This is a genomic window from Candidatus Hydrogenedentota bacterium, from assembly GCA_035416745.1.
Lineage (GTDB): Bacteria > Hydrogenedentota > Hydrogenedentia > Hydrogenedentales > SLHB01 > UBA2224.
The window spans coordinates 1-24,038 of the sequence record DAOLNV010000084.1 but is presented as its reverse complement, the minus strand read 5'-3'; the positions used below and the strand labels follow the sequence as shown (position 1 = coordinate 24,038).

General features: G+C 64.0%; 20 protein-coding genes and 2 tRNA genes. 11 read left to right on the top strand and 11 right to left on the bottom strand.

Annotation, left to right across the window (positions count from 1 at the left end):
• Positions 1 to 58 precede the first annotated feature (58 nt).
• From PLJ71_18920 to hpt, 3 genes are all read left to right on the top strand, one after another.
• Positions 59 to 135, top strand: a tRNA-Met gene (locus PLJ71_18920).
• Positions 136 to 163: 28 nt separating this feature from the next.
• Positions 164 to 1,552: a tRNA lysidine(34) synthetase TilS gene (tilS, locus tag PLJ71_18915; protein ID HQM50764.1), complete on the top strand. Its 1,389-nt coding sequence runs from the start codon at positions 164 to 166 to the stop codon at positions 1,550 to 1,552.
• Positions 1,539 to 2,060, top strand: coding sequence for a hypoxanthine phosphoribosyltransferase (hpt, locus tag PLJ71_18910; GenBank protein ID HQM50763.1), 522 nt, complete (start codon positions 1,539 to 1,541; stop codon positions 2,058 to 2,060). Before tilS ends, hpt begins: the two co-directional genes overlap by 14 nt.
• Before the next feature lies 1 nt (position 2,061).
• Here hpt and PLJ71_18905 read toward each other — a convergent pair whose 3' ends face one another.
• On the bottom strand, positions 2,062 to 3,096 hold the full coding sequence (locus PLJ71_18905) for a hypothetical protein (GenBank protein ID HQM50762.1): 1,035 nt from the start codon (positions 3,094 to 3,096) through the stop codon (positions 2,062 to 2,064).
• Positions 3,097 to 3,176: 80 nt separating this feature from the next.
• Here PLJ71_18905 and PLJ71_18900 point away from each other — a divergent pair, with 80 nt between their 5' ends.
• Positions 3,177 to 4,556, top strand: coding sequence for a hypothetical protein (locus tag PLJ71_18900; protein ID HQM50761.1), 1,380 nt, complete (start codon positions 3,177 to 3,179; stop codon positions 4,554 to 4,556).
• A 1-nt stretch (position 4,557) separates the two neighbouring features.
• Here the strand turns inward: PLJ71_18900 and PLJ71_18895 are convergent, their stop codons facing one another.
• Complete coding sequence (locus PLJ71_18895; GenBank protein HQM50760.1) at positions 4,558 to 5,715, bottom strand: uroporphyrinogen decarboxylase family protein; 1,158 nt, start codon at positions 5,713 to 5,715, stop codon at positions 4,558 to 4,560.
• Positions 5,716 to 6,130: 415 nt separating this feature from the next.
• On the opposite strand from PLJ71_18895, the gene PLJ71_18890 reads away from it, so the two are divergent.
• The gene (locus PLJ71_18890) at positions 6,131 to 7,897 is read left to right on the top strand and encodes a glycosyltransferase family 39 protein (protein ID HQM50759.1); all 1,767 of its coding nucleotides are present in this window, start codon (positions 6,131 to 6,133) and stop codon (positions 7,895 to 7,897) included.
• A gap of 139 nt (positions 7,898 to 8,036) precedes the next feature.
• On the opposite strand, the gene PLJ71_18885 is transcribed toward PLJ71_18890, so the two are convergent.
• The 7 genes from PLJ71_18885 to PLJ71_18855 all read right to left on the bottom strand — a co-directional run bounded on the left by PLJ71_18885 (position 8,037) and on the right by PLJ71_18855 (position 14,845).
• Positions 8,037 to 9,158: a glycosyltransferase gene (locus tag PLJ71_18885; protein ID HQM50758.1), complete on the bottom strand. Its 1,122-nt coding sequence runs from the start codon at positions 9,156 to 9,158 to the stop codon at positions 8,037 to 8,039.
• Between the two features lie 306 nt (positions 9,159 to 9,464).
• Positions 9,465 to 10,394 carry a glycosyltransferase family 9 protein gene (locus PLJ71_18880; GenBank protein ID HQM50757.1) on the bottom strand — a complete coding sequence of 310 codons (930 nt, stop codon included), beginning with the start codon at positions 10,392 to 10,394 and terminating at the stop codon, positions 9,465 to 9,467.
• Positions 10,391 to 11,560, bottom strand: a complete 1,170-nt coding sequence (locus PLJ71_18875; protein HQM50756.1) for a glycosyltransferase — start codon at positions 11,558 to 11,560, stop codon at positions 10,391 to 10,393. The genes PLJ71_18880 and PLJ71_18875 overlap by 4 nt, the downstream gene beginning before the upstream one ends.
• A 230-nt stretch (positions 11,561 to 11,790) precedes the next feature.
• Entirely contained in the window at positions 11,791 to 12,546 is a 756-nt protein-coding gene (locus PLJ71_18870) for a class I SAM-dependent methyltransferase (GenBank protein HQM50755.1), read from the bottom strand.
• Positions 12,543 to 12,989 (bottom strand): hypothetical protein, encoded by a 447-nt coding sequence (locus PLJ71_18865; GenBank protein ID HQM50754.1) that lies wholly within the window; start codon positions 12,987 to 12,989, stop codon positions 12,543 to 12,545. The genes PLJ71_18870 and PLJ71_18865 overlap by 4 nt, the downstream gene beginning before the upstream one ends.
• Before the next feature lie 140 nt (positions 12,990 to 13,129).
• A complete protein-coding gene (locus PLJ71_18860; GenBank protein HQM50753.1) occupies positions 13,130 to 14,281 on the bottom strand; it encodes a TRAM domain-containing protein in 1,152 nt (383 codons plus the stop codon).
• Positions 14,282 to 14,326: 45 nt separating this feature from the next.
• Positions 14,327 to 14,845, bottom strand: coding sequence for a dCMP deaminase family protein (locus tag PLJ71_18855; GenBank protein ID HQM50752.1), 519 nt, complete (start codon positions 14,843 to 14,845; stop codon positions 14,327 to 14,329).
• A 126-nt stretch (positions 14,846 to 14,971) separates the two neighbouring features.
• Here PLJ71_18855 and PLJ71_18850 point away from each other — a divergent pair.
• From PLJ71_18850 to PLJ71_18825, 6 genes are all read left to right on the top strand, one after another.
• A tRNA-Val gene (locus PLJ71_18850) sits at positions 14,972 to 15,048 on the top strand.
• 308 nt (positions 15,049 to 15,356) lie between these two features.
• Complete coding sequence (locus PLJ71_18845) at positions 15,357 to 16,379, top strand: alcohol dehydrogenase catalytic domain-containing protein (protein HQM50751.1); 1,023 nt, start codon at positions 15,357 to 15,359, stop codon at positions 16,377 to 16,379.
• A gap of 19 nt (positions 16,380 to 16,398) precedes the next feature.
• Positions 16,399 to 17,466: a Gfo/Idh/MocA family oxidoreductase gene (locus PLJ71_18840; GenBank protein HQM50750.1), complete on the top strand. Its 1,068-nt coding sequence runs from the start codon at positions 16,399 to 16,401 to the stop codon at positions 17,464 to 17,466.
• A gap of 13 nt (positions 17,467 to 17,479) precedes the next feature.
• On the top strand, positions 17,480 to 18,265 hold the full coding sequence (locus PLJ71_18835; protein ID HQM50749.1) for an AAC(3) family N-acetyltransferase: 786 nt from the start codon (positions 17,480 to 17,482) through the stop codon (positions 18,263 to 18,265).
• A 406-nt stretch (positions 18,266 to 18,671) separates the two neighbouring features.
• Positions 18,672 to 21,338 carry an Ig-like domain-containing protein gene (locus PLJ71_18830; protein ID HQM50748.1) on the top strand — a complete coding sequence of 889 codons (2,667 nt, stop codon included), beginning with the start codon at positions 18,672 to 18,674 and terminating at the stop codon, positions 21,336 to 21,338.
• 60 nt (positions 21,339 to 21,398) lie between these two features.
• The gene (locus PLJ71_18825; GenBank protein HQM50747.1) at positions 21,399 to 21,899 is read left to right on the top strand and encodes a GNAT family N-acetyltransferase; all 501 of its coding nucleotides are present in this window, start codon (positions 21,399 to 21,401) and stop codon (positions 21,897 to 21,899) included.
• On the opposite strand, the gene PLJ71_18820 is transcribed toward PLJ71_18825, so the two are convergent.
• Complete coding sequence (locus PLJ71_18820) at positions 21,877 to 22,590, bottom strand: hypothetical protein (protein ID HQM50746.1); 714 nt, start codon at positions 22,588 to 22,590, stop codon at positions 21,877 to 21,879. The two genes, PLJ71_18825 and PLJ71_18820, sit on opposite strands and share 23 nt — an antisense overlap.
• Positions 22,591 to 22,602: 12 nt before the next feature.
• The gene (locus PLJ71_18815) at positions 22,603 to 23,640 is read right to left on the bottom strand and encodes a Gfo/Idh/MocA family oxidoreductase (GenBank protein HQM50745.1); all 1,038 of its coding nucleotides are present in this window, start codon (positions 23,638 to 23,640) and stop codon (positions 22,603 to 22,605) included.
• Positions 23,641 to 24,038: the final 398 nt, after the last annotated feature.

The following is a 24,038-nucleotide window of genomic DNA, read 5'->3' as shown; positions in this document are numbered from 1 at the left end:
CAGACGCCCCGCCTGCTGGACTTGCCGGACCGTCATTTGCTATAATCGATAGCCGTGTGGCGGTGTAGCTCAGCTGGTTAGAGCAGGGGAATCATAATCCCAAGGTCCGCGGTTCGATTCCGTGCACCGCCACCAATTCTTTTTTGCCGCGGGGAGACCGCCCGTGAGCGATAAGGCCGCAGAACTACTCGAGCGCGTTCGCGATACCCTCCAGCGTTACCATATGCTTGACGGCAGCACGTTGTGCCTTCTGGCGGTATCCGGCGGACCCGATTCCATGTGCCTGGTCCACGTGTTTCACGAACTGGGCATCCCTTTTGAGATGGCGCATCTCGACCACGGCACCCGCGAGGGCGAAAGCGCGCAAGATGCTGATTTTGTTCGAGATATGGCCGCCAGACACGGTGTTCCCTGTCATGAAGAGCGCCGGGATATCGCTCACGAAGCCGGCCAGTCGGCGGATTCTTTTGAAGAGGTCGCGCGCCAGGTGCGGTACGATTTCCTGATGCGGACGGCCGCCGTCAGGGGCTGCAAGGTGCTCGCCACGGGCCACCATGCCGATGACCAGGCCGAGACCGTCCTCATGCGTCTGCTGCGCGGCACCTCCCCCGGAGGGCTGGGCGGCATCCCTCCACTCCGGCAAAGCGGCGGCGTACGCATCGTTCGGCCCCTGATCGACTGTTTCCGGGAGGAGATCGTAGCGTTTCTCGAGGCCCGGCGACTCCCGTACCGCGTCGACCGGACCAACACCGACACCCGCCACCCGCGCAACCGCGTCCGCCACGAGTTGCTCCCCCTACTCGCCCGCGAATACAATCCCCGGGTACGGGAAGCGCTGCTGCGCGTGGCTGAAATTCAGCGGGACGAGGGCGATTTCCTGGACGGGTTGGCCGGCGACATGGCTACCCGGTGCCGCCCAACCGGCGATGCCATCGACCGGCAGGTGTTTGGCTCGATGCATCCCGCCCTGCAACGCCGTGTTGTCGCACTGCTGGGCTGGGAATTCGGCATCGAGTGTCCTTTCGAGCGTATCGAGGCGGTCCGGCGGCATATTGTCGAGGGTCCCACGGGGAAGGCCTGCGATCTGGGCGAGGGCGTCCTATTGCGAAACGGACGCGAGGTGACCGAACTCCTCGACGAGCAGGTCCGGACCGACGATTCCGTGGTTCGTTTGACGATCCCGGGCGACACGGTCGCGTTCGGGCGGCGCTACGGCGTACGCGAGCTCTGCGAACCTCCCTCCGGGCCGCTTGCAGCGTACTGCACGCCCAGCCGCCAGGTGTTTGACGGGGACGCTCTTGGAACGGAGTTGGCCGTGCGGTTCCGGCGTCCGGGCGACCGGTTCACGCCGTTGGGACTGGGCGGTACGAGGAAACTGAAGGATTATTTCATCGGGCTTGGTTTGACAGAAAGGCAACGGGCGCGGCAACCTCTCCTTATGGCTGATGGGGACATTGTGTGGGTGGTCGGGTACGCGGTGAGCCAGAGCGCCGCCGTGACGCCAGCCACCCGCCGCTTTGTGGAGGTCCAGGTTCACGATGCGACACAGTAGCGAACCGCTCATATCCGAGAGCGTCCTTCAGAACCGCATCAAGGAACTCGCGGCCGAGATCTCGAGAGATTACGCCAACCGCAACCTTGTCTTGGCCGTCGTGCTGAAAGGCGCGCTGATGTTCGCGGCAGACCTGTCGCGCAAACTCACGATTCCCGCCAGCATCGAGTTTGTGCGCGCCCGAAGCTACCAGGGCACGCGCTCAAGCCGCCGCGTACGCGTTACCGTGTTTCCAGAGGAAAGCCTGGCGGGAAAACATGTCCTCATCATCGAGGATATCCTCGACACGGGGTATACGACCCATTTCCTGCTCGACCGGTTCCGCGACGCAAAACCGGACTCGCTCGAGTTGTGCACCCTTCTGGACAAGCCGGCCCGCCGCAATATCGCTGTTGATGCCAAATACGTCGGATTCACGATCGACGACCGGTTCGTGGTCGGCTACGGGCTGGACTACGAAGAGAAATTCCGCGAGCTGCCCGCCGTGTACGTCCTGGAAGAGACCTGACCTACGGCGTTTCTTCCCGGGGGATCACGGTTGTCCCGTCTTTGCGGATCAGCGCGATCACGTCCAGGTTCGTTGAGGGATGTTTCGAGATGTTGAGGACGCGATGGTGGCCTTCCATGCGATTGGTGTCGGCGAAACTCCGGGCAGCGGCAACATCATCGAAAACGTCGATATTGATGTTCTCGTACTCCTCATATTCGCCGCGGAACCAACGGCCCAGCTCGGCCAACTGGGTGTCCGTAGCATCGGGCGGGACCGCGCAAATCAAACCTTTGAGGGTGGAGGCATTGTTCATGCGGGCGGCCTCGCTGGCGTTGCGGCCCCATTCTCGAATCACGGCGTAACGGATGGGCCCGGCGCCCACCGGTTCCGCCACCTCCTCATAGTCAACGGGGGGCGTTGTATCGGCTTCTGGGGCGGGCGGCAGCGTCGGACCCGGAGACTGGGGGCTTCCCATGAGCACGGGGCGGTTTTGGGAATTCCCGGACTCGAGCTCGTGCCGGAGGGTTTCCGCCTCTTCGCGTAAACGGTTGTTTTCGTTCTTCAGCTGGATGACGAATTCTTCGAGTACGAGGTCCAGCATGGCCTGCATACGGGCCACGTCGGTCCGAAGGGCCGCCACTTCCTTGGCAGTGTCCGCGGGGGGCTTGGCACTCTCGGCCGGCGTCTCCTTGGGCTTTTCCAGTTTAGTGGGGGCGGTTTCGGGGCCGCCAAGCACTTCCGGGACAGGCTCGATCACGGCCGGGCGGGGCTCCTCCTCCGGCGCTTCGGCGCCCAAATCGAGGCCCATGTCGCGCAGCGCCGCGTCGAGCTCATCGGCCACGGTCTGTTCTTCCTCTTCAGGAAACGGGGAGCTGATGCGGGCCTTCACGACGAGGGGCGGAGTATTGATTTCCAATGGCTTGTCGCCGACACGGACCATGCCGGGAGGAATCGGCGGCTCCTTGGGCCCTCCGCATCCCGCGGCAGCCAGGATGCAGACCAGCAGCGCGCCGGTGGAGACCGGTCCCCACTGCCTCTGTAGCCTCAAGACCATGGTTCTCAGATCATTCCGTTCGTTTGCGGGCGTTTTTCGGACAGACCGCCTCCCGGGTATTATGGAACGAGTGCCCGGTTATGAACAACGTTTTGGGGGGCGCAAAGGTTTACGTCGCCGGCCACGACCTGTTGCGCTGCACGAAGGAGAGTTCCGTGAGCCTTTCTGACCGCTATTACGCTGTATCCGCCCGCGTCGTCCCGGCCAATCGCGAGACCACCCTTGCGATTCGGCCGTTGTTCGGCCACTCGCGCTTCGCTCCAGACCGGACATACCGCGCGGCCTGCTATCCCACGGAAGAATTCGCCCAACGCAACGGATGGACGCCCGGGATTCGGATTCCCGTCGTACCCGAAGAAGGCGTTATCCGGCTCACGTGCTTTTTCGAAGGGGAGCAGGAACATGTCATCGTCATTGAAGATGCTACCGAGGAACAGCCAAAGGAGGCCGCCGAGTTCCGCGTATATTCGCTCGAGGACGATCTGTACGCCCGCCGTCCGTACAAAGGCGACCTGCACATCCACAGCTACCGTTCGGACGGCCGCGAGTCGCCTGCCTATGTAGCTGGCGCCTGCCGCCGCATGGGACTCGACTTCATGGCCGTGACGGACCACAGCCTCTATACTCCCTCTCTGGAAGCCCAGCGCGCCTTTGCCTACGTGCCCCACGACCTGAAAATCTTTCCCGGCGAGGAGGTGCATCCGCCGGACAATCCGGTGCATATGATCAATTTCGGCGGGTCATACAGCATAACCGACCTGTTTCAACGCGACGAACAGACGTATCGTGAAGAAGTCGCGCGCATTGAGGCCTCCGCGAGCCCCCTTCCGGCGGGGGTGGATTCCTACCAGTACGCCTCGTGCGTCTGGTGTTTTGACCAGATCCGTGCCGCGGGCGGGTTGGGCATCTTCTGCCACCCCTACTGGTTCACGCAGCACCGCTACACGCCTTCGGGCGCGTTGACGTCGTACTTGTTCGAGACACAGCCCTACGACGCCTTCGAACTCATCGGCGGATTCCATCGTTTCGAGATAGATTCGAATACGCTCCAGGTGGCGCGGTACCACCAGGAGCGGGCCCGCGGCCGCACCATTCCCATTGTCGGCGTGAGCGACGCCCACGGGTGCGAACGAGGCGAACTCTTCGGATGGTACTACACCATCGTGTTCGCGCCGTCTCTCGAGCTGGGCGATATCATCCAGGCCATCAAGACGGGATATTCCGTTGCCGTCGAGGCCCTTCCCGGGGAGACCGCGCGCGCCTACGGCCCGTTCCGGCTCGTGAAGTATGCGCTGTACTGCATGCGGGAACTGTTTCCGCACCACGACGCGCTCTGCGCGGAAGAAGGACGGCTGATGCTGGCATGCGCCGGGGGCGAGGCCGACACGGCCGACCGCCTGGCCCATCTCAGTGGTCAGACCCGGGCGTGGCTTGACCGGTGCTGGGGGAAAGGCGCGTAGTCTATCGCAGCCAGCCGGTCATCTCGGCCAGGTCGAGGCAATACGCCGTGTAATTGGCCCACGGCACGTCGGGCGGCACGCCGTGATCGCAACCGGGAATGTAGCCGCCGCTTTCGATTACCGGCTGTATGCGGGCCAGCTCGGCTTTCAGCGTGCCGCCGCCGGCGGCCATGGCGCGTTTATCGATGCCGCCGCAAAACGCGAGGCGTTTCCCATACCGCGCGCGCAGTGCAACAATGTCGTTACCGGCGGCCACCTCCATCGGGTCCACGCAGTTGATCCCGCACTCGAGCCATACGGGAATGAGCAGATCGACCCGTCCGTCGGAATCCAGAGCGATAACCGGCACGCCCGCGCCCTTCGCTTCGTCGATAATGTCCCGGTAGCAGGGCGCGCAGAATTCGCGGGTCATTTCGGGCGAGATCATCGGGTGCTCCTTGAACGCCATGTCCTCGGAGAAGTGGAGGCTATCGGGCGTCACGCGTTCGAGAAGCCGTTTCAATGCCGCCACGCAGAACGCCGCCCAGAACCGCGCCATCTCGTGCACGAACCCCGGGTCGGTCAGCATCATCGTGCACAACCTTTCGAAGCCGCAGAATTCGCGCAATTGCCAGAACGGGCCGTTCAAGTTTACGGTCAACGGATAATCGCGCTGGCGCAACGCGGCGCACCGCTCGTCGAAGTCCGCCGGATACCGTTCCGGGTGCTTGGGATCGAAGCGCGGTTTCATTTCCTCCCAGTCGTCGCGTGTCTCGACCGGGAACTTGTGCCATTTGCGCGTCACGAAGTCAACGGGGTTGCGGATGTAGGAGTAGTCGTATTCGTCGGAGATTTCAGTGATGGCGCCCATCCAGTCCTGCACAACATAATGGCCGTTCCTGTGTTCCAGGACCTTCTCTTCGAAGGTGGGGATCATGCGAAACGACACGCCGGTGTCCATGTCGGGCTGTTCGGGTTTGAAGGGGGCCGGGCCGAGACCGCGCCTGGCGCGCTCGCCGTTGAGCTGATCGTAGATCACGTCCATATACTCGCTGTCGGAAGGGCAGCCCTGCTGGCGCCATGCCCGTCGCGTGGACTCGCGGCCCGCGCCCGGCGCGAAGGGGATGCGATCCGGCGCGCCGAACAACAGCGTCTCGAGAAAGCGTTCGCGATGTGTCATGAATCATCCCCGTTTCGAAATCACCTGATCCGTGCGGGGCATTCTTGCCAAGACCGGCCGGCGGTTTCAAGAGGGCGCTCGAGCGGAAACACGCGCGCGCGAACACAGCCTGCCTGGTCAAGCCGCACATTGTGTCCGCAGGGTCACGGTTGTCGGCGAGGACTCTTCGCGACAGGAGCATCGGATTCTTCTTCACGAGCCGGCTCGGGATTCTGGAGTTTGTTGCTCAGCGCGGCGATGCCCTTGTGCATGTTCGCGACGGCCGCGTCCTTGCCAGGCCTGGTGCCTTTCGTGAAGGCCGCGTAAGCGGAAATGCCAATAGGCAACGACGACGGCCATGCCGGTCCCGGCATCAGTCTATTGAGAGGGTTTTGCGCCGGTGCTACAATCCGGAGGGGAAGGAGAGAGGGGAGCTATGCGCCGAAGCTGGTTGATCTTCGCCGTGATTCTGGGCGTCGCGACGTTCCTGCGCTTTTACGACATCGAGTCTACGGGCGTCTACGGCTCCGACGACTGGCGAACGCTGATGGACGCGCGCGCGAAGTACGAGGAAATGCGGGTCATCGGCGGCCTCTTTGCGGGAAAATGGCGCGAGATGCACGGGGGCCCCGAGTTTGTGCTGTATGAATACCTCTCGCAAGCGCACGCGCGTCTCAGCCAGTACCAGCCTGTTTTCCCGAAGTTCATGATGAGCAGCCTGGGTGCGCTGGCCATGTTCGCGTGGGGATTCACGCCGTGGGTGGGCAACCTGATCGAGGCGTTCTTCGGCGTGGGGTGCGTGGCGGCGCTCTATGCCTATGCGAAACAGCTCACGTCGCGGCGGGTGGCGCTGCTGGCGTCGGCCATGCTGGCGGTTTCGTGTTTTCACGTGTATTACTCACGCAACACCTACTGCCAGACCATGCCGCTGTTCTGGTGGCTGTTGGCGTTCCACGTGCATACCCGGTGGGGCCGGCGCGCGTGGCGAAAACCCTGGCTGGCGCGCAGAAGACAGGGACGGCTGCTGTGGTCAGGGATTCTCGCGGGTTTAGCGGCGCTTTCCTCGTGGCAGGCCGTCTGCCTCCTGCCCGCGTTGTTCGTTGCGCACGCGTTGATCTGCATGCGGCAGCGGACGTGGCGGAGCAGGGCCGGGCAGACGCTTAGGGGAAGCATCCTCATCGCATGCGGGATACTCCTGCCCGTTCTCGCGCTCGAAATCGCGAGTTATCCCACGCTTCTGATGTTTCGAAGCGTGGATTTGCTGTACCCCCGCGCTACGTTCATTGAGGCGCTCGCCGGACGGCTCGGTTTCTTCATGCCCCGCGCCTTGTATCTCACGAAGCCGGTCCCGCACCCGTATTTGATCAGCCTGTTCAAAAGCCCCACAGGGCTCGTCCTGTTTCCGTATTTCATCGGCCTGTGCGAAGGCTGGGTGACCTTGTTTATTCTCGTTGGCCTCCTTGTCGCGGGCATGGTGTACATCGGAGCACGGCTGCGTTCGAGCGCCGCGCTCCGGAGAAGCCCCGGCATTCTGTTGCCCGCGATATACCTCGGCTCGGCGTTTCTGGCGCCCTTTTTGCTCTCCTCGACGGAAACCATCCTGGCAGGGCGCACATACGGGTTCGGCTGGCCTTTCCTGTTGACGATCATCGCGATGGGTGTTGTGGCCATGTGGCGGGGCGGCCATACGCCCAGGAAATGGCCCCGCTGGGCTATTGCGGGAGCGCTGATCATTGCCGCGGGCTCGTCGTTGAGCAACTGCGTGCGGGTGTTTCAGAGCCGGTCGGCGTATCCCGAGGTGCTCGACTGGCTGCGCGCCCAGGGCGAAACCACGGTCTCGAGTTCATGGAGGGGACCCGTATCCTGGTACCTTGCCTGCGAGGGAATGGACCAGCCATGGGAGGCGCCACACCATTGTTTCGTGACCGACTGGCAGGAACTGCGAAACGGACAGTACCCGGAGGAGTCCACCTGTCTCACGCCCGGCGCCGAGCCCGTGGCCGTGTTCGAGCACCGGTTCGATCGCATGTTCCTCGAACTCGAGGCGCTTCCCCCCAGATCAGCCGCGCCAATACGCGACCTGGTCGAGCTCCACGACCTGGATCTCCACCGCGTGCGCCAGGTTCCGGTCTACCGCCTCAGCGATACGGTTCTCGCGGATTCGGTCTCCTTCAACACGGATGCGCTGCAACCGGAATTATGAAATCCTGCCCGTAACCCGGTTCGGCGGCGCGGTACACGTCTTTCAACGAGGTGCGCTTGAGTGAACCGCGGCAGCGGGTCTCCTTACCCGCCCGATGGCGCACGCCGAGGGGAATCGAACCGAAGGGGTCACGCAGGAATCATGTTGCGTTTCGAGCCGTGCGGGCGAGCAATTCGGCATAGAGGTTACGATAGGCATCGGCCATACGCTCGACGCTGAAATGGTCCCGCACGTATTCCTGCCCCGCCGCGCCCATGCGCTGCGCCTCGTGCTCGTCGTCCAGCAGCGCATTGATGGCCTCGGCAAATGGCCCGGGGTCGCGCCCATCGAGCAGGCGGCCGGTCTTGCCGTCCTCGATGATCTCCGGAATGCCGCCGACGTTCGCGGCGACGACGGGGCGCCGGGCGGCCATGGCTTCCATTACGGCGTTGGGAACTCCTTCGGCCTTGGAACACAGCACGCACACATCGATAATGCTGTAAACATCCGCCATCTCGTTCAGGATGGCCACACGGGTGAAGCGGTTCTCGTGCCCGGCCCGTCTGATGTTGCGCCAGACGGGATTGACCATGGGTCCCGAGCCCACCGCCAGGAAATGCACGTCATCGCGCTGTTTGAGCAGCGTCCGGGCGATCTTTACGAAGAGGGGATAGTCCTTGACGGGGTGGAAGTTGGCGACCATGCCGACCACGCGTCTTCTTGGGGGAATCCCGTACCGCGCCCGTACCTGTTCGAGGTTGGCGTGGGTCTTGAATGACTCGATTGCGACCCCATTGTGAATGACGCGAAACAAGGCGGCATCGGCGGCCTCCTGTTGAATGGCATATTCGGCGACGGCCCGGCTGTTGGCCACGACGCAGTCGGCGAGGGCGTTGCCTTTCCGCTGTAGCCATATATGACGGCGCCTTTTCCAGGTCGCAAGCTCACCGCGGCTGGAAATGACCGCCGGCACGCCCGTGTCGCGCGCCGCGCGGTTGGCCTGGTAATCGAACCCGGAGAGAAACGTGTGGAGAACGTCGGGCCGGTGAGACCGAAAGACGCGCCGCAAATGCGCGCGCATCCGGAAATCCCATTCGCCGCGCAGACGCAGTTCGCGCACGTAGGCGCCGAGCCGGCGGGCATCGCCTCCGAGCGGACCCGCGCAACCGGTGCAGACCACGGTCACCTCGTGGTCGCGCACCAGCTCGCGCATGAGTGCCACAAGCTGTCGTTCCGTGCCGCCGGCATTTAACGACGGGATCACATAACAGATTCGGGTCACAACAGCGACTCCAGCAATTCCACCGTTCGCGGGGCCGCCGGCTTCAGCGCGAATTGCGATTCCGCCGTGGCGCGGCGGCGTTCCCCAAGTTGGCGGCGGGACTCCGGCCCGCCAGAACGTTCCCGTACACCTCCCCCTCCTGCTTGCGGTTGAGCCAGCAGACCGTATTCATCGTGCTTGATGATACCCCAGACGGTCCCAAATGGCGAGACCAGACGCGGCACACCCTACCTGAGGGCCAAAGTGCCCGGGCACAGCTGCGGCCCCGTCTCCCCATGCGGTTTGAGAAGCAGATCGTGCGGCCCGTCAATCGCCGCCATCCAGTACCCGTTTCGCGCGCGCGAACACCGTTTCCGGGCGAATCGTGCCCGGACACTCGGGGATGTCCAGGGGGCATATTCCTTTGTCGGGCATGCGGAACCGGTTCCAGCAGGGCTCGCAAGGGCGGCCATTGGTGAGGGAGGTCAAGCGGGGTTCGCCGCGCACCAGCATGCCGGGAGCTGTGGGCCCGAACAGGGCGATCGTCGGAGCATCGGCCGCCAGGGCGAGATGCATAAGCCCCGAATCCACGGTGATAGCGAGCTTGGCCGCGTGAAGGATGCAGGCGGCCTCGCGCACCGTGGTCAGGCCCCGCAACGAGACGCCGGCATCGATGAGCGGGTCCTCCGCGATCCCTAATTCCACAATCGAATAGCCTGCGCCGACGAACAGTCGCCCCAATTCCCGCCAGAACTCCAGGCTCCAGCGTTTAGCCCGCCATGAGGTTCCCGGACACAGCGCGACAAGCGGTTTCCTGGCTGCGAGCACCGGGTGCAGGAGCGGGGTGGACCAGTCGAGATAGAAAAGGAGCGGGCGGCTCCTGGGCAGCGGCACGCCAGCCTGATTCGCGTAATAGGAAATGCGGTACCGGTCTCGTGGCGCGCCCCGAAGGTTGATGAACCGGTCGAACTCGAATTCCCGGGGGTTTACGGCGTCCACATGGGGGTGGTCGAGAAGCACGTCGGGGAAATCGCACCACACCGCGAGCTGGCAGTCGGGGTATGCCCGTTTGAGCGCCCCATAGATGGGCAGCGCCATAATCTCGTCGCCCAGCCGCAAACGGAGACCCACCAAGATGCGCCGCGGCTTGCCGAACAAGGCTCGAGCATGCCACCGCACGCGGAGGCCCGCGGGCTTTATCCGGCGTGACACGCTCCCGCCGTACGCATCCCGGTACAAATCGGTGGGCTGGCTCATCCCTGGACCAATTCGTCGTATATCCGCGCCAGCTGTGCCGCGTGTTCCCGCAGATCGAAGGTGCGCGATGCGCGTTTCCGGCCGGCTTTCCCGAGTTCTTTCCGGCTGTCGGGGTGGAGCATCATGTTCTTCAGGGCTTCGTACAGCGAGACGAAGTCGTTGGGCTGGCATAATGCCGCCGCATAATCCGCGATTTCGGGGATGGCCCCGCTCAGGGTCGAGACCACGGGGGTGCCCGAAGCCATCGCCTCGATGAGCGACATGCCGAACTCCTCTTCCCATTCCGGGGTAGCGGTGCTGGACAACACGAACACGTCCGCGGCGCGGTACACGTCAGGCATGCGGCTGTAGGGAAGGGCGCCCGCGAATGTGCACGCGTTTTTCAGTGCGAGCCGGTCGATCAGACCTTCGACGCGTTCACGGCCGGGTCCCCAGCCTACGACGAGCAGCCGGAGACGCCTGTCGCGCAGGTCAGGATCGTTGAGCAGCTCGCGGAGCGCCAGAAGCAAGAAATCAATGCCTTTGCGCGGCAGGAGCCAGCCCACGAACAAGACCACAAACTCGCCATCATCGAGACCGAGAGCCGAGCGGTTTGCGGGTCCCGGGCAAAAGCGGCCGGTGTCCACTCCGGGGTTGATGCGGCGGATCTTCTCTTCCGGTACGCCCTCGAGACGGAGCATGCGGCGCGAGCGATCGGTATAGACAATGAAGCGGTCGGCTTTCTCGGCCGCACGGGTCTTCATCGCCCGCCGCTCGGGGTTGCGCTCCATAATGAGGGGAATGCTGTCCCATACCATGACGGCCAGAGGAGTGCCCCATCGGGCCCGGGCCTCCAGGGCTTGGGCGGTCCAGTCCGTGAACAGTTCCCACGACTGGATGAGGTCGAAGCCTTCCAGGCGGTCGCGAAACGGGAGGATGCGGGGCGCGCGGTTGGCGTAACGTTGCGAAAACACGTTGACAAACCGGCGCAAGGGGCCGCCCTTCTGGGTGTCGAAATAGATGCGCTCGACTTGGAACTTCGGCCCGGCATCGTCGCGCTCGGCGAAATAGTGCTGATTCTCGGGCTCGGCGCGGAAGGCGGTCACCTCGACGCCGTCCGGCAACAGGCCGAATCCCTGCAGATGCCAGGGATTGAAACGGTTGCCTTTGAGCAGCGCCAGTTTCATGCGTTGTCTCCCCTGAGACGCGGTTCGGGGACTTTGCGAGCCGCGCGTTTCTCCTCGTGCGGGCAACCGGACCGTGTGGGGTTCCCGGCAACCACGGCGCCGGGAAACGCCTCCTTCGCGGCGAGGAACAGGTGGATGACGGTCTCCCGCGAACCGTGCCAGAGTCTGAATCTCTCTATGAGGCGTTTCGAGCCCATCTCGTGACGACTTTCCCCGCCGGCGTCCCTCGCCTACCCGTCGCCCCGGTCGATTTTCCAGAACAGGTGGAGGCTTGCGCCGGGCCAGACATGCGCCACCACCGGTCCAATGATAGCAAACAGGCGCTGCAGGCGGAACCCGACCGCCTCGGGCATCGACGGATGCATGATCCAGGGGAACAATCCTCCGTCCACTTCGAAGGGATGAGCGAGTACGCGCAGGCGGCTGAAACCCCCTTGCCGAAACACCCGCCGGATGTGACGTCCCGTGATGAACTGCTCGAGTTCCTGGGGTTTCCACCCGCCGAAGGGCGCCCAGGTGTCTTTCTCATAGCGGCCGAGAGTCTCGCATGCCTTCTTGACCAGCCCCGCCACGTTGCCGTAGTTGGGCGCCGAAAGAAACACGAATCCCCCCGGACGCAGCAGCCGGTTGAACTCGCGCGCGGCGGCTATCGAGTCGGGGATATGTTCGAAGACGTCGATGCAGAACACCGCGTCAAAGGTTGCGCCGGGAAACGGCAGCGCCACGCCGTCCGCGAGAACCATGCGGAGCCCTCCGCGGCTGGCCACGAGGTCCGCGCCGAAATAATCGCCCCCGCACTCGGCTACCACGTCGCCGGTGAAACCGCGGCCGCAACCCACATCGAGCACACGGCGGCCCTCGAGGTTGACCCCGAGAAGCTCGAACACCTTGAGCATCATCTCTCGATGAACGCCGTCGATACCCCCGAACGGCGAACTCACCATGTCTGGGTTAGCCTCGTAGTATTTCTGGAAATTCTTGCTCACGGAACACGCCTCCCGTCGTATCCGCTGGCTGCGTACACCGCACAACAGAACAGCAGCGGCGACCCGAGGGTTGCAGGCGTGTCGAGGCTGCCGTGGAATATGCCGGGCGGCCATGCCTCGTGATTCTTCGGATCGGCCGGGTTCTTAAGCGAGATGTCGTGCGCGGGCACGACATCCAGCTTGCGGTGGACGGGTACCCGCGAGTTGCGCGCCAGCGACGCCATCATAACCCCATGGTCCGTTTCGGCATCCATGACCCGTATTGTACTAGCAGACGCGGCCCAGTGTTGTTCGGCATTTACGCGCAGGTGTCCGGCCCGCTGGCCCGAATGGGCGGCGGCAACTACACCCGATTCCTCGAATCTTGGTGCGGGATACAGATTCTCCTGAGCTAAGGCCGGAGGGGCGAGGAGAGGGAGAATCCATAGCGGAGAGAATCTCACGGCCGAATATCCTCTTGGTTGCCCATGTTGCGCGATGTCAAAGGCTGTCAAGGCCTGAAAACAGGTCGCCTTGTTCATGGGCGCAGAGTGTCCTTCCAAGGTTCTCTAAATGGCCCTGTCCCTCGTTTCCCTGTGCTCGCCTACCGCTCGAACCGGCACACGGTCTCGACGTGCCACGTGTTTGGAAACATATCGACGACCACCGTGCGCGCGATGCGCCAGCCGGCCTTGCACAGAACCGCCGCGTCGCGGGCCAGGGTCGCCGCGTCGCACGATACGTACACAATGGCTTCCGCACCGGCCTGGGCCAGGCGTGAAGCGATGGCTTTCGCGCCCGACCGCGGCGGGTCGAGCAGGATTACGCCCCATTCGCGCCGGTCTATGGCATGTACAAAGTCGTCTTCGCCGCCGGCTTCATAGGTTCCGGGCCCGACGGCGTTCGCGCTGACGACGGCCGGACGGTCCCGGTCGATGCCCAGCACTTCGACGCCTTCGTAAGCAAGCATTAATGACAGGTTGCCACTGCCGCAATAGAGGTCGAGCAGGCTCGAGGGTTGCCCAATAAGAGAGTGCACGACTCCGGCCAACAGCCGGTTGAGCAACAGGCTGGACTGTGAAAATGCCCCGTTTACGATCGGCACACCGTCGAACATGAAGCCGTGCCGCCCGTCGTCGTCGCGCCCCGAATCGTACTGAGGAAACAGGTCCTCAAGCGATTGACAGGGATGGCGGGTCCATACCAGCACGTCCTCGCCTTCAGGGTTCACGGTGACGTCAACGGACTGCCCGGGCCGTGCTTCGCGGACCCGCTCGAGGGCGGCGTTGAGCTTTTCGTGGCACAACGGGCACGACGCGATGTCCACAATCTGGTGTGAGGCGCGCCCGTAGAACCCCACCGCTCCGTGTGCTTCGTGGAACTCGGCCCGCGTACGGTAGCCGAGATACAGGCTCGGCTCGTCGGCCCACTCGGGGTCCACCGCCAGCCGGCCGATGCGCTGAAAACAGTCACGGACGATCTGGCATTTCCATTCGGCCTGGGCCGGGTATTCGAACGATAGCCATTGGCACCCGCCGCACAGTCCAAAGACGGGGCACGGCGTGTCGAGCCGGTGGGGCGAGGGTTGCACGATGTCCGTGATCGCCGCCCACAGGACGCCTTTGCTGCGGCGCACGATATCCACGGCCACCACGTCGCCCGGCAGCGCATATTCGACAAAGCACACCTGGCCTTCGATGCGGCCCACGCCATAGCCGCCATGGGCCATGCCGGTGATTTCAATATTGGAACTCATAGGGTCTCTGAGAAGGTCTTTCCTGGTTGGGGGCGCCCGCCCGCATCACACTTTCGTGGCTTTCGCGGCCTGTTCGGAGAAATCGATGACGATGCGCGGCGTCTGCGCCTGAAACATGCGGTACTTCACCCCGGCCATATCGAACATGCGCCGCGCTGCCGTATTGCTGTCCGTGTCGCGGTACTTGTCCGAAAGGTAGATGACCTGGCGGATGCCGCTCTGGATGACCAGTTTGGCGCACTCGTTGCACGGAAACAGCGTCACGTAGAGCCGGCACCCCGACGTGTCCGCGATGTTGGTGTTCAGAATAGCGTTCAGTTCGGCGTGGCATACGTACGGGTACTTGGTATCGAGCGGGCGCTCGGCATCCCGAGACCAAGGCAGCTCATCGTCGCTGCAGCCGATGGGAAACCCGTTGTAGCCGATGCCGACGATCTTGTTGTTCTCGTCGACGATGCACGCGCCCACCTGCGAATTGGGGTCCTTGCTCCGTAGCGCCGACAGGATCGCCAATCCCATGAAATAGTCGTCCCAACTCAAATAATCCGTGCGTTTGTCGGTCATTTCCGGCTCCCCGGTGGTCATCATTCTGGCCATATTGCATGGCCGGAGGCCGAGTATACCACAGCCCGAGGCGGACCCGTTCATTGACGCTCTCCGCCGCCATATGCTAGGATCCGGCTTTGCGCAGGGCGACTAGCTCAGGTGGTTAGAGCGCCGTCTTCACACGGCGGAGGTCACTGGTTCGAGCCCAGTGTCGCCCACCATGAAACACTCCGCGCCGGAGGCTTTTGGGTCTTCGGCGCGGTTTTTTCGCGCTGAAAAGGCGGTCTCGCGCACGCGTTCAAACCACGTTCCCCGTCCTATAAGCGGGGAACAGCATGCGCACCTTGCCTTGTCCCACAAGGCGAGTGAGTATCGCGTAGTCCTGCCGCTCGTGGACATCCAGCTGCATGCCCTTCGCATGGGTCGCGCCAAACTGGCCATGCCACAGGGTTTGCGTCAGTCTTGGTTGACTGACTCGGGCCGCCGAAGAATAATGCGGCGTGCGGAGACAACCGGTAAAGGAGCCGCGATGAAGACCAGAGCCGCTTACTTGCGCGCGCCGTGGGAAACTGAGATACGCGAGGTGGCAATCGATGACGTGCCCCGGGAAGGGTGGGTCCGTCTGCGGGTTGACGCATGCGGCGTGTGCGGCACCGACGTGACGGCCGCGGCGGAAACTGCCACGGCCTGGGCGCCTTTCGGCCATGAACTGGCGGGAACGGTCGACGCTGCCGGGCCCAACGTGACTCATGTGGGTACGGGCGACCGGGTTGTGGTGCAATCGTCCGGCTATTGCGGCGTATGCGAGTTGTGCCGCGACGGACGGGTCAACCTGTGCAACAAAGCCCCCCATTTCTGGGGCGAACCCGCCATGGGATTCAGCGAATACATGATGACGCCAGCCGTGCTGGCCGTTCCTTACGAGGGACTGTCGCCGGAGGTTGCTTCGCTGGCCGAGCCCGCCGGCGTGGCCTTCGATATGGTGAAAACCGCCGGCATCCAGATGGGCGACCGCGTCTGCGTGGTGGGACCCGGCCCCATCGGCCTGGCCGGAGCCGCCCTGGCGGTGCACCGCGGCGCTGCGCGGGTCGTGTGCGTAGGGCATTCCCATTCAAAGGCGCGGCTTACCCTGGCGGCAAAACTCGGCGCGGAACCCATGGCTGTCGACGCGCCGCTGGACGACGTAGCCGAACTGCGGGAAGCGTTCGACCACGTGCTCATGACCGCGCCGACACAGTGTATCGCCCCGGGTGTGGCGCTGCTGGCGTACGGCGGCGAAATGACCTATATCGGCATTGGCACCGGCGACAGCATGGTCACGTTCGATGCAAACGATTTCCATTTCCGGAAACTGCAGTTGCGGGCCAGTTTCGCATCGCCCGCGATATACTTCCCGGCGGTGTTGCGCCTCCTCCAGGCCGGCGTTATCCCGGGCGAGGAACTGATTTCGCACCGGTTCGGTCTCGACGAGATCGGCGAGGCCATGGCCACCCTGCGCGACAACAAGGGGTCCGCGTTGAAGGTAGTCGTCACGCCGAACCGGCGCGCATAGCATGGAAAGGGACATCACGATGGCAAACCGGCTGGCCGTTATTGGCGCGGGAGGCATTGCGCGATTCCATTTCGATGCCTTCACGGACCTCGATGTCGAAGTCCGCGTCATCTCCGACCTCGACCCGGAGAGGGCGGCCCCGTATGTACAGCGTTTTCGTGCGCGGTACGCGAACGATTGGCGCGATGCGCTCGACGAACCGGGACTCGATGCCGCCGTGATCCTTACGCCTTCTGCATGCCACTATGAAATGTGCCGCGCGGCGCTGGAGCGCGGGCGCCACGTCGTGTGCGAAAAGACGCTCACCTTGTCCGCGGACGAGTCATTCTCGCTGGCGGAAACCGCACGCGAGAAGGGGCTGTGTTTCTATACCAGCTACATGAAACGCTTCTTCTCCGCCGCGGAAAAGGCGCGGGAGCTGGCGGAGAGTCTCGGCCATATCACGAGCGTTTATTGCCGGACGTATCAGCCCACCCTCGCCAATGTGTACAGCGGCCCAATCCCCGCGTTTCACCGGCGCGACGCCTCCGGCTCGTCGCCCATGCGCCGCCTGGCCGGCGGCGGCGTGTTGATTGCGGGCGGCAGCCACGTATGCGACCTCTTGCTGCACTTCGTTGGGAAACCCGTGCGCGTCACGGGACGCTTGTTCGAGCGGCCCGGCGACAGCGACGTGGATTTCGTGGCCCACGCCATGATGGACCTGCCCGCGGGCGGCGTCGTGCATTTCGAGGCCAACTGGCATCCCTTCGATCGTATTGGACCCAATCGCGACGGGTGGGACGAAGGATTCGAAATCAACGGCGCGAACGGGCGCATCGTGTTCCAGACGCCCATGTGGAACGCCCCCGAACGCCACGCGCCCATTCTGCGCCACTACGATACGAGCACCCACGCGTGGACCGAGTACACGTTCCCCATCGAGAACCCATTCCATCGCGCCGAGGCTCATTTTCAGAAACAAATCGCGCTGGGCGAACAGGGTCCGCAGGACCGCTACACCGGGTACCGCGCCGATTGCCTGCTGGACGCCATCGCCGCGTCGGCCCGGAACAACGGCATGCCGCTGGAGCTTACCTGGCGGGCGTAGAAAAGGAGCGCGCATGGCCGGCAATAGAGTCACGAGATCCGACATCACGGCGGGGTTTCGGGAATTGGGCATCCACCTTGGCGATGCCATTCTGGTCCACAGCTCCCTGAGCAGCTTCGGCCACGTTGAGGGCGGTGCGGACGCCGTTATTGATGGAATTCTCGACGCGCTTGGCCCCGAGGGAACGCTTCTCGTCCCCACCCTCACAGGAGGCCCCGAACTCTCGCCCGAGAACCCCCCGCATATCGATTTGCGCACGGCCCCCTGCTGGGTGGGCCGCATTCCCGAAACCGCGCGGCAGCGTTCCGAGGCGGTGCGGAGCGTCCACCCCACGCACTCGTGCGCGGCCATCGGAAGCCGCGCGGCGGAACTTACCCGGGGACATTACCTTTCCCCGACTCCCTGCGGGGTCACGTCGCCCTATTTCCGTCTGGCGGCGGCTGGCGGGAGCATTGTCATGATCGGCTGCGGCCTGAGCCGGTGCACCACCTGCCACACGGTCGAGGAGCTGGCAAACGTCGACTACCATCTCCAGCGGCGCGTAGCCTACGGCTGGTGCATCGACCAGACCGGGGCGCGCATCGAGACGCCCTGCCTGCTTCACAGTTACGACGGCCCCGAACGCGATTTCCCCGTGCTCGAACCCGGCCTTCTCGAAAAAGGCCTCATGCGAAAAGGAACCATCGGCAACGCCGAAATCCGAGTCATCGATGCTATGGGCCTGATCGAAACCGCCCTCGACCGCCTCCGCTTCGACCCCTATTACCTCACCAGGAAATTTCGGGGACACAATACTTAATTCCGGGCATGGAAACATCGAACAAACACCCCACGAAGGCCGATGAACGCGCAATTGAGTATTGTGTCCCCGAAATTAGTTAGATTTGATATCCTGTGTTGGGAGCAATTTCTGAGGGCTGCGCAGGTACAAGGCTGGTTCGTTCCGAGGGCGGGCAACACTTCTTTATTATCCGGGACAAGCGTGAGGCCGCCAACCCCGCCTTTGACGAATTCGGGCCATGGTATTTCGATTGGGCCAGCAAGAACCGGCGACGAGACGTACAAGCACTGCAACATGGGGATCTGTCTCTTGTTGTTGGGTAACCCGATAATGCGGCTCGACCTTCCTCAACCGCCCCGCCGGGCGCACGTGCGGCGGGTGCCGGCAACGGCAGGGACGAGGCCGCGAAAGGGAGGGTATGGCCATGCGTTGTGCATGCTTGATTGGCGTGATAGCCGCGCTCGGTTGCGCGGGGTGCCCGGGGCCCACGACGGTAACCGTTACCCCGGGTTCCGCGCAGACAGCGATTGGCGAAACGGTCACGTTCACCGCGGCCTCTACGGACACGCGTGACACCGGCTTCCAGTGGACCTCCAGCAATCCCGGCGTAGCGGAGGTCACGGGGCCGGGAACAATGCGGGGTGTCTCCGCGGGGACGGCCACGGTTACCGCCACCGGTTCGTATAGCGGCCGGTCCGGGACAGCGGTCCTCCAGGTGACCGAGGGCGGGAGCGGCGAGTTTCGGGCCCCCCTGACCGTCATCCTGCCCGAAGGCGCGGCGGGACCGGTGCCGGTCACGGTGGGCGTGCCCGTACCGGCCGGCTTCTCGGCGGCGGAGCATTTCCGGGTGGTGGGTCCGTCCGGCGCCGTTCCGACGCAGGTCCGGGAGGCGGTCCGCTTGGGAGGCGGAGGCAACATGCGCTGGCTGCTCGTGGACTTCCAGGCGGCGCCGGGAGCGGCGTACGCCCTCGAAGAAGGCACCCCGCCCGCGCCGCCATCGGCGGTCACGGTCACCGCGGACGGGGCGCGGCATCTGGTCAACACGGGGGCTGGCCAATGGGAGGTTCTGGGCAATTCGGCGATCCTTGGGGCCGTCCTCGATGGCTCGGGAATACCCCGCATCGACGGGGCTTCCTGGGAAGGGGCGGCGGTACCCGCAACGGTCGAGGTGGTGGAGGATGGCCCTCTGCGCGCGTTTCTTCGCCTGATCGCCCCGGCGGCCGTCGGCGGGCTCGACCTCGTGGCGCGGGTCGAGTTCTTCGCGGGATTGCCCTATGCCCGGGTCCGCCTTACGCTCGTGAACCATCGCCCGGCCGTGATGGGCGCCGAGATGCCGGGAGCCGACAACGGGGAGTGCGGCGTCGAGGAAACGCAGCCCGTGGTCAACGGTTTGAACAGCCCGAACCGGATAGTCCTCGAAGACGTGACCTGGGCGTTGGACCTGGCGGGGGACTTCACGGGCGAAGAAGTGCTGTATCAGGATTCGAACGGCACGGACGCCTGGAACTATTACGTGGGGCACGCACCGCGGATGCAGTCGGGCGTCTCGCGGCGCGGGTACGTGCGCACCGTCAACGGGGCCGAGACGGAAACGGGGGATGCGGCGGCGGGGACGCTCGCGCGGGCCGGTGTGCGGCTGGACGTGCCCTGGTTCCGCGAGTGGTTCCCGCAGGCCTTGCGGGCCCGCGCGGGTCAGCTGGAGTACGCCCCGTTCCCGGGCGAGTACGGGAGGACCCACGTCCTGCGAGTGGGCGAGCAGAAGACCCACGAAGCCTTTGTCGGGCTTGATCCCGGCACGGCGGCTCCGTGGCCGGTTTACGCGTCGCCGGCAGCCTCTTACCTTCGTGCCAGCGAAGCCCTCGGATACCTTGGGCCCCGGGTGGCTGGCACGTTCGAGGAATACGAAGACTACCTCGACGCGATGCTGGACGACAGCCTTTACGTGCGGGAGGAGTGCGTCCACAACCTGCCGGACGACGGGTGCCCCACCAGCCTGTGGGATGCCCAAAGGCGGTGGGATCTCATTGGCTGGACGGACTACGGGGACGTCCCGACGGATTTCGAGTTTCCGACGAGCCCCTACAACCTGAAGTACGACATGAACCTGGGATTCATCCTGCAGGCTCTTCGTACCGGCAGCCCGGGGTGGTGGACATGGGCTCACTCGGCCAACCTGCATTTCGCGGACGTGGATATCCTCCACACGCCCGTGCGGGGATATGCCGCGGCCCGTACATGGTGGCAAGGCGCTGCGTTCGGCCACAGCTACCACGACGAGACCGGCATCTCCAACCCCCATCGAAACTGCTGCAACCCCACCGTCGACATGGCCTATGGCGTGGCAGGCCTGGCGGCCTGGGCCCTCCTGACCGGGGACGACCTGGCCCGCGAGGCGGCCCTCGAATTCGCCGACAACCTGATGTGGCGCATGCGTAACAGCGGAGACTCGGACTGCTCCGTACTGGCCTGGGGCGGCGGCACGGGCGAAGGGTGGAGCATCGCGGATCCCCCGTCGCGGGGCGTGGCCAACGCGCAGCGCGCCCTCGTGTGGGCCTACCGGCTCACGGGGGACGCGGAGTACTTGGAGACGGCCGGGGACACCGCGGCTTGGTACGAATGCGAGCGCGCCCGGGGCATGGTCGCGCTGGGTGCATGCGCCAGCTGGCAGGAGGCATTGCTGGCCCGCAGCATGGCGGAATACGTCCTGACCGCGCGCGCCGCCGGCGTCGTGGTGCACCCGCAGGCCGAGACGGCTCTGGCGCACCTGCTCGAGTCGCTGCGCGACAACCTGGGGTGGGACGGCACGGAACGCGCATGGCTGCGCACCTGCGAGAACTACACGGACACCGGCGCCCGCTACAACGAGATCAACGCGTGGATGTTCCTCGCCGCCGACGTGTTCGCGCTGGGGTACGCCGTTACGCTGGACCGCACGTGGTTGGACCAGTACGCCGGGCCATGCTTCACCACGGCCGCCCGCGACCCCTGGTACGAAGGCGACGTCAGCCAGTACCACTCCGCGAAGGAGGTGGCCAACACCGTGCCGAACGGGCTGGCGTACCTCCACTTCGCCCAGGGAGGAACACCGTAGGCTTGAATTTCGGGGACACAATACTTAATTGCAAACTTGAACGCATTGAAAGAAGACACCATGAAGCCCGAAGAACGCGCAATTGAGTATTGTGTCCCCGAAATCAGATGGTTGCGGGAAGACGAGGCGGAAGCGCACCGGAAATTTCTCGATGAGGCGTTTGCGCCGTTTCGCGCAATCTATACCCCAAAGCCCGAGCCGCCCCGCAACACTTCCCGGACTGCCCGTACCGTCGTCACCGTCATGGAGGGCCACATCGTGGGCGCGGTGTCGTATTATCCTAAAGAACAGTTCGTTCGCCTGTTCGCCCTGGCGGTCGGGCCGAACCACCGCCGCCGCGGTATCGCACGAGCTCTGATACAGTGGGTCGCGGACAACGCGTGTTCCAAGACGCATCCCGAGCTGGGGCTCTATACCATCGAGGAGACGGGCAACGCGGTCATATTCGAGAGAATGGGCTTCCGCGTCATCTCGCGCCGCGTCGCCGTGGATGCCGTGTCACCTTCCGGCGGACCGGTGCACGAGCTGGACATGATATCTACTCCCACCCTTCGCGGATGAGGCGATCCGCTTCCTTTTGACTCATGGGTACGTAGAAACCGGTGGCGACCAAGTGGTCGAATCCTGCCTGCGCTCGTTCAGGCCATTTGGCGATGATCATAGCTCTGTCTTCTGCAATGGCACGAACCCCCGCAGCTTCGAGTCTTCGCGTATGGGCAGCGAGGATATCGCGCAGAGGCGTTTTCGTGGGAACGGATTCTTCATGGACATGCGGCAGGGATATCTTGCCCAGCCAACCCGGCGCGCAGGTCACTGTCGACAAAATCCGTCCGTCCTCAAGGTGGGATGAACAGATCACCTTGAGAGAAGCCATTTCCTGGGCCCGGATCCGCATCTGCAGCCAAAGGATAACCACTGCTGTGGTCTTGCTGTGGTCAAGATAAGTCATGCCATAGGTGCGCTTGAATCCGATGAAACCGGCGCCCTTCGAGCACAGGGCCAACCCCAATCCGAGCTCACGACACTCAGCCGCGCGCTGTTCCATCGCCTCTAGCGCCTCGGCCGGGAAGTCCGCCCTCTCAACGAGGAGGGGCGTCTCTGGCCGCCGCTCGCCCGCACTTGGGGGAAATGGCCTCCTCAGAAGCCTCCTTACCGCCAGATTCAGGAATAGGCCTAGCTGCCCGTTGACGTTCCGCCAGATAGTGCCCAGAGGGTATTCCGTGATGTCGATGACCCGGTAGTATGTCGTCATTCCCACCTTCCCCTATTCCACAATCGTGACCGCGCGGCCGCACTGGGCGGCTTGGAGCGATGCAGAGGCCATTGCGACTGCGTTGCGCGCGTCTTCGAGCAACAACCGGTTCCACGGGCGGCCGGCGACGGTGTCGAAGAACTCGAGGAACTCGGTGCGCAGACCGTCCACACCCAGCCGCTCGGGGTCGATGGGAATGGTCTCGGGCTCGCCGCCATGCATCCGGATGCGAATAGGCTCTTCCCCAGGCGTTTCGAGGTAGAGCTCGCCTTCGCTCCCAACGATACGCAGCGACGACGTCATAGACGCGCCCGAAGGCAATACAAACCCGCCGTCGACAGTTGCCAGTACCTCGTTTGGGCACGCGAACGACGCCGTAACGCGCTCATATGCGCCCAGCGCGTGCTTTTGCCCGATCGCCGTAACGCCGTGAGGCGCGCCGCAGAGCCATTGCACGAGGTCGTAGTCGTGGAGCAGAAGGTCGAAGGGCGCGCCGCCGCCCTGCTCGGGCCGCATGCGCCATTCGAGGGCCTTGTCGCGAGTCTGCCACCGTGTTGCGTGAAGGGCGCGCACGTCTCCCAATCGTCCGGACTGCACGATTTCCACCGCCACGGCATAGAGGGGCATGTGACGGGTCAGATGTCCCACCATCAGGACGCGCCCGGTGCGGCGGGCGGCCTCCATTAGGGCGTCGGCATCGTCCAGGGACAGCGCGAGCGGCTTCTCGCAGAACACATGTTTGCCCGTATCGAGCGCGGCCTCGGCATGACGACGGTGCAGGTAATTCGGCGACGAAATGACGATGGCGCCGATGGATGGATCCGCCGCCAGCGCTTCAAACCTCACAACAGGGACCTTGGGGGCTGGCGCGAATGGCTCTTCGACCCGGCCGCGTGCGATAAGGGTAACCTCGGCGCGTTCCGGCAGCGTTTGCAGCGCGGCAAAATGTTTCGCGGCGAAATTCCCTGCGCCAACCAGTCCCAAACACAGCACGGCACACCTCCGGTCATAGGTATCCATCGTCATAACCGACGGTTTACATCGAGACATGATGACCCTGCCAACGCGGCCGGCGCAAGCTGAAGCGCCAACGGCGCGAAACATACCTTCAGGTTACAGCCTCCCCCTCTTCAGCGCCGAAGGCGCTGTAAAGACTGTTGTATTACGCACTGTTGGCGCTGTAAAGGCTGGTATGCCCCAGGCGGGGATGTCCCAAGAGCGGGTGGGGATATTTGCCGCGTGCACACCGTGCACGGGAACCTGACCGGCGGGTGCGCCGATCCCACACGAGGAGGAGCGGGGGCGTCGGTCTCACACGGGTGGGCGGGAAGCCTGCACTCCAACGACCGGTGGGGGCACGCGTCCTCCGGAGCGCGGGCGCGGCAGACGACAGAAGAATGCCGAGCTGGCGCTCGGCGCTCCCAGGGGCGCCATGTCCTTGCCGTGGT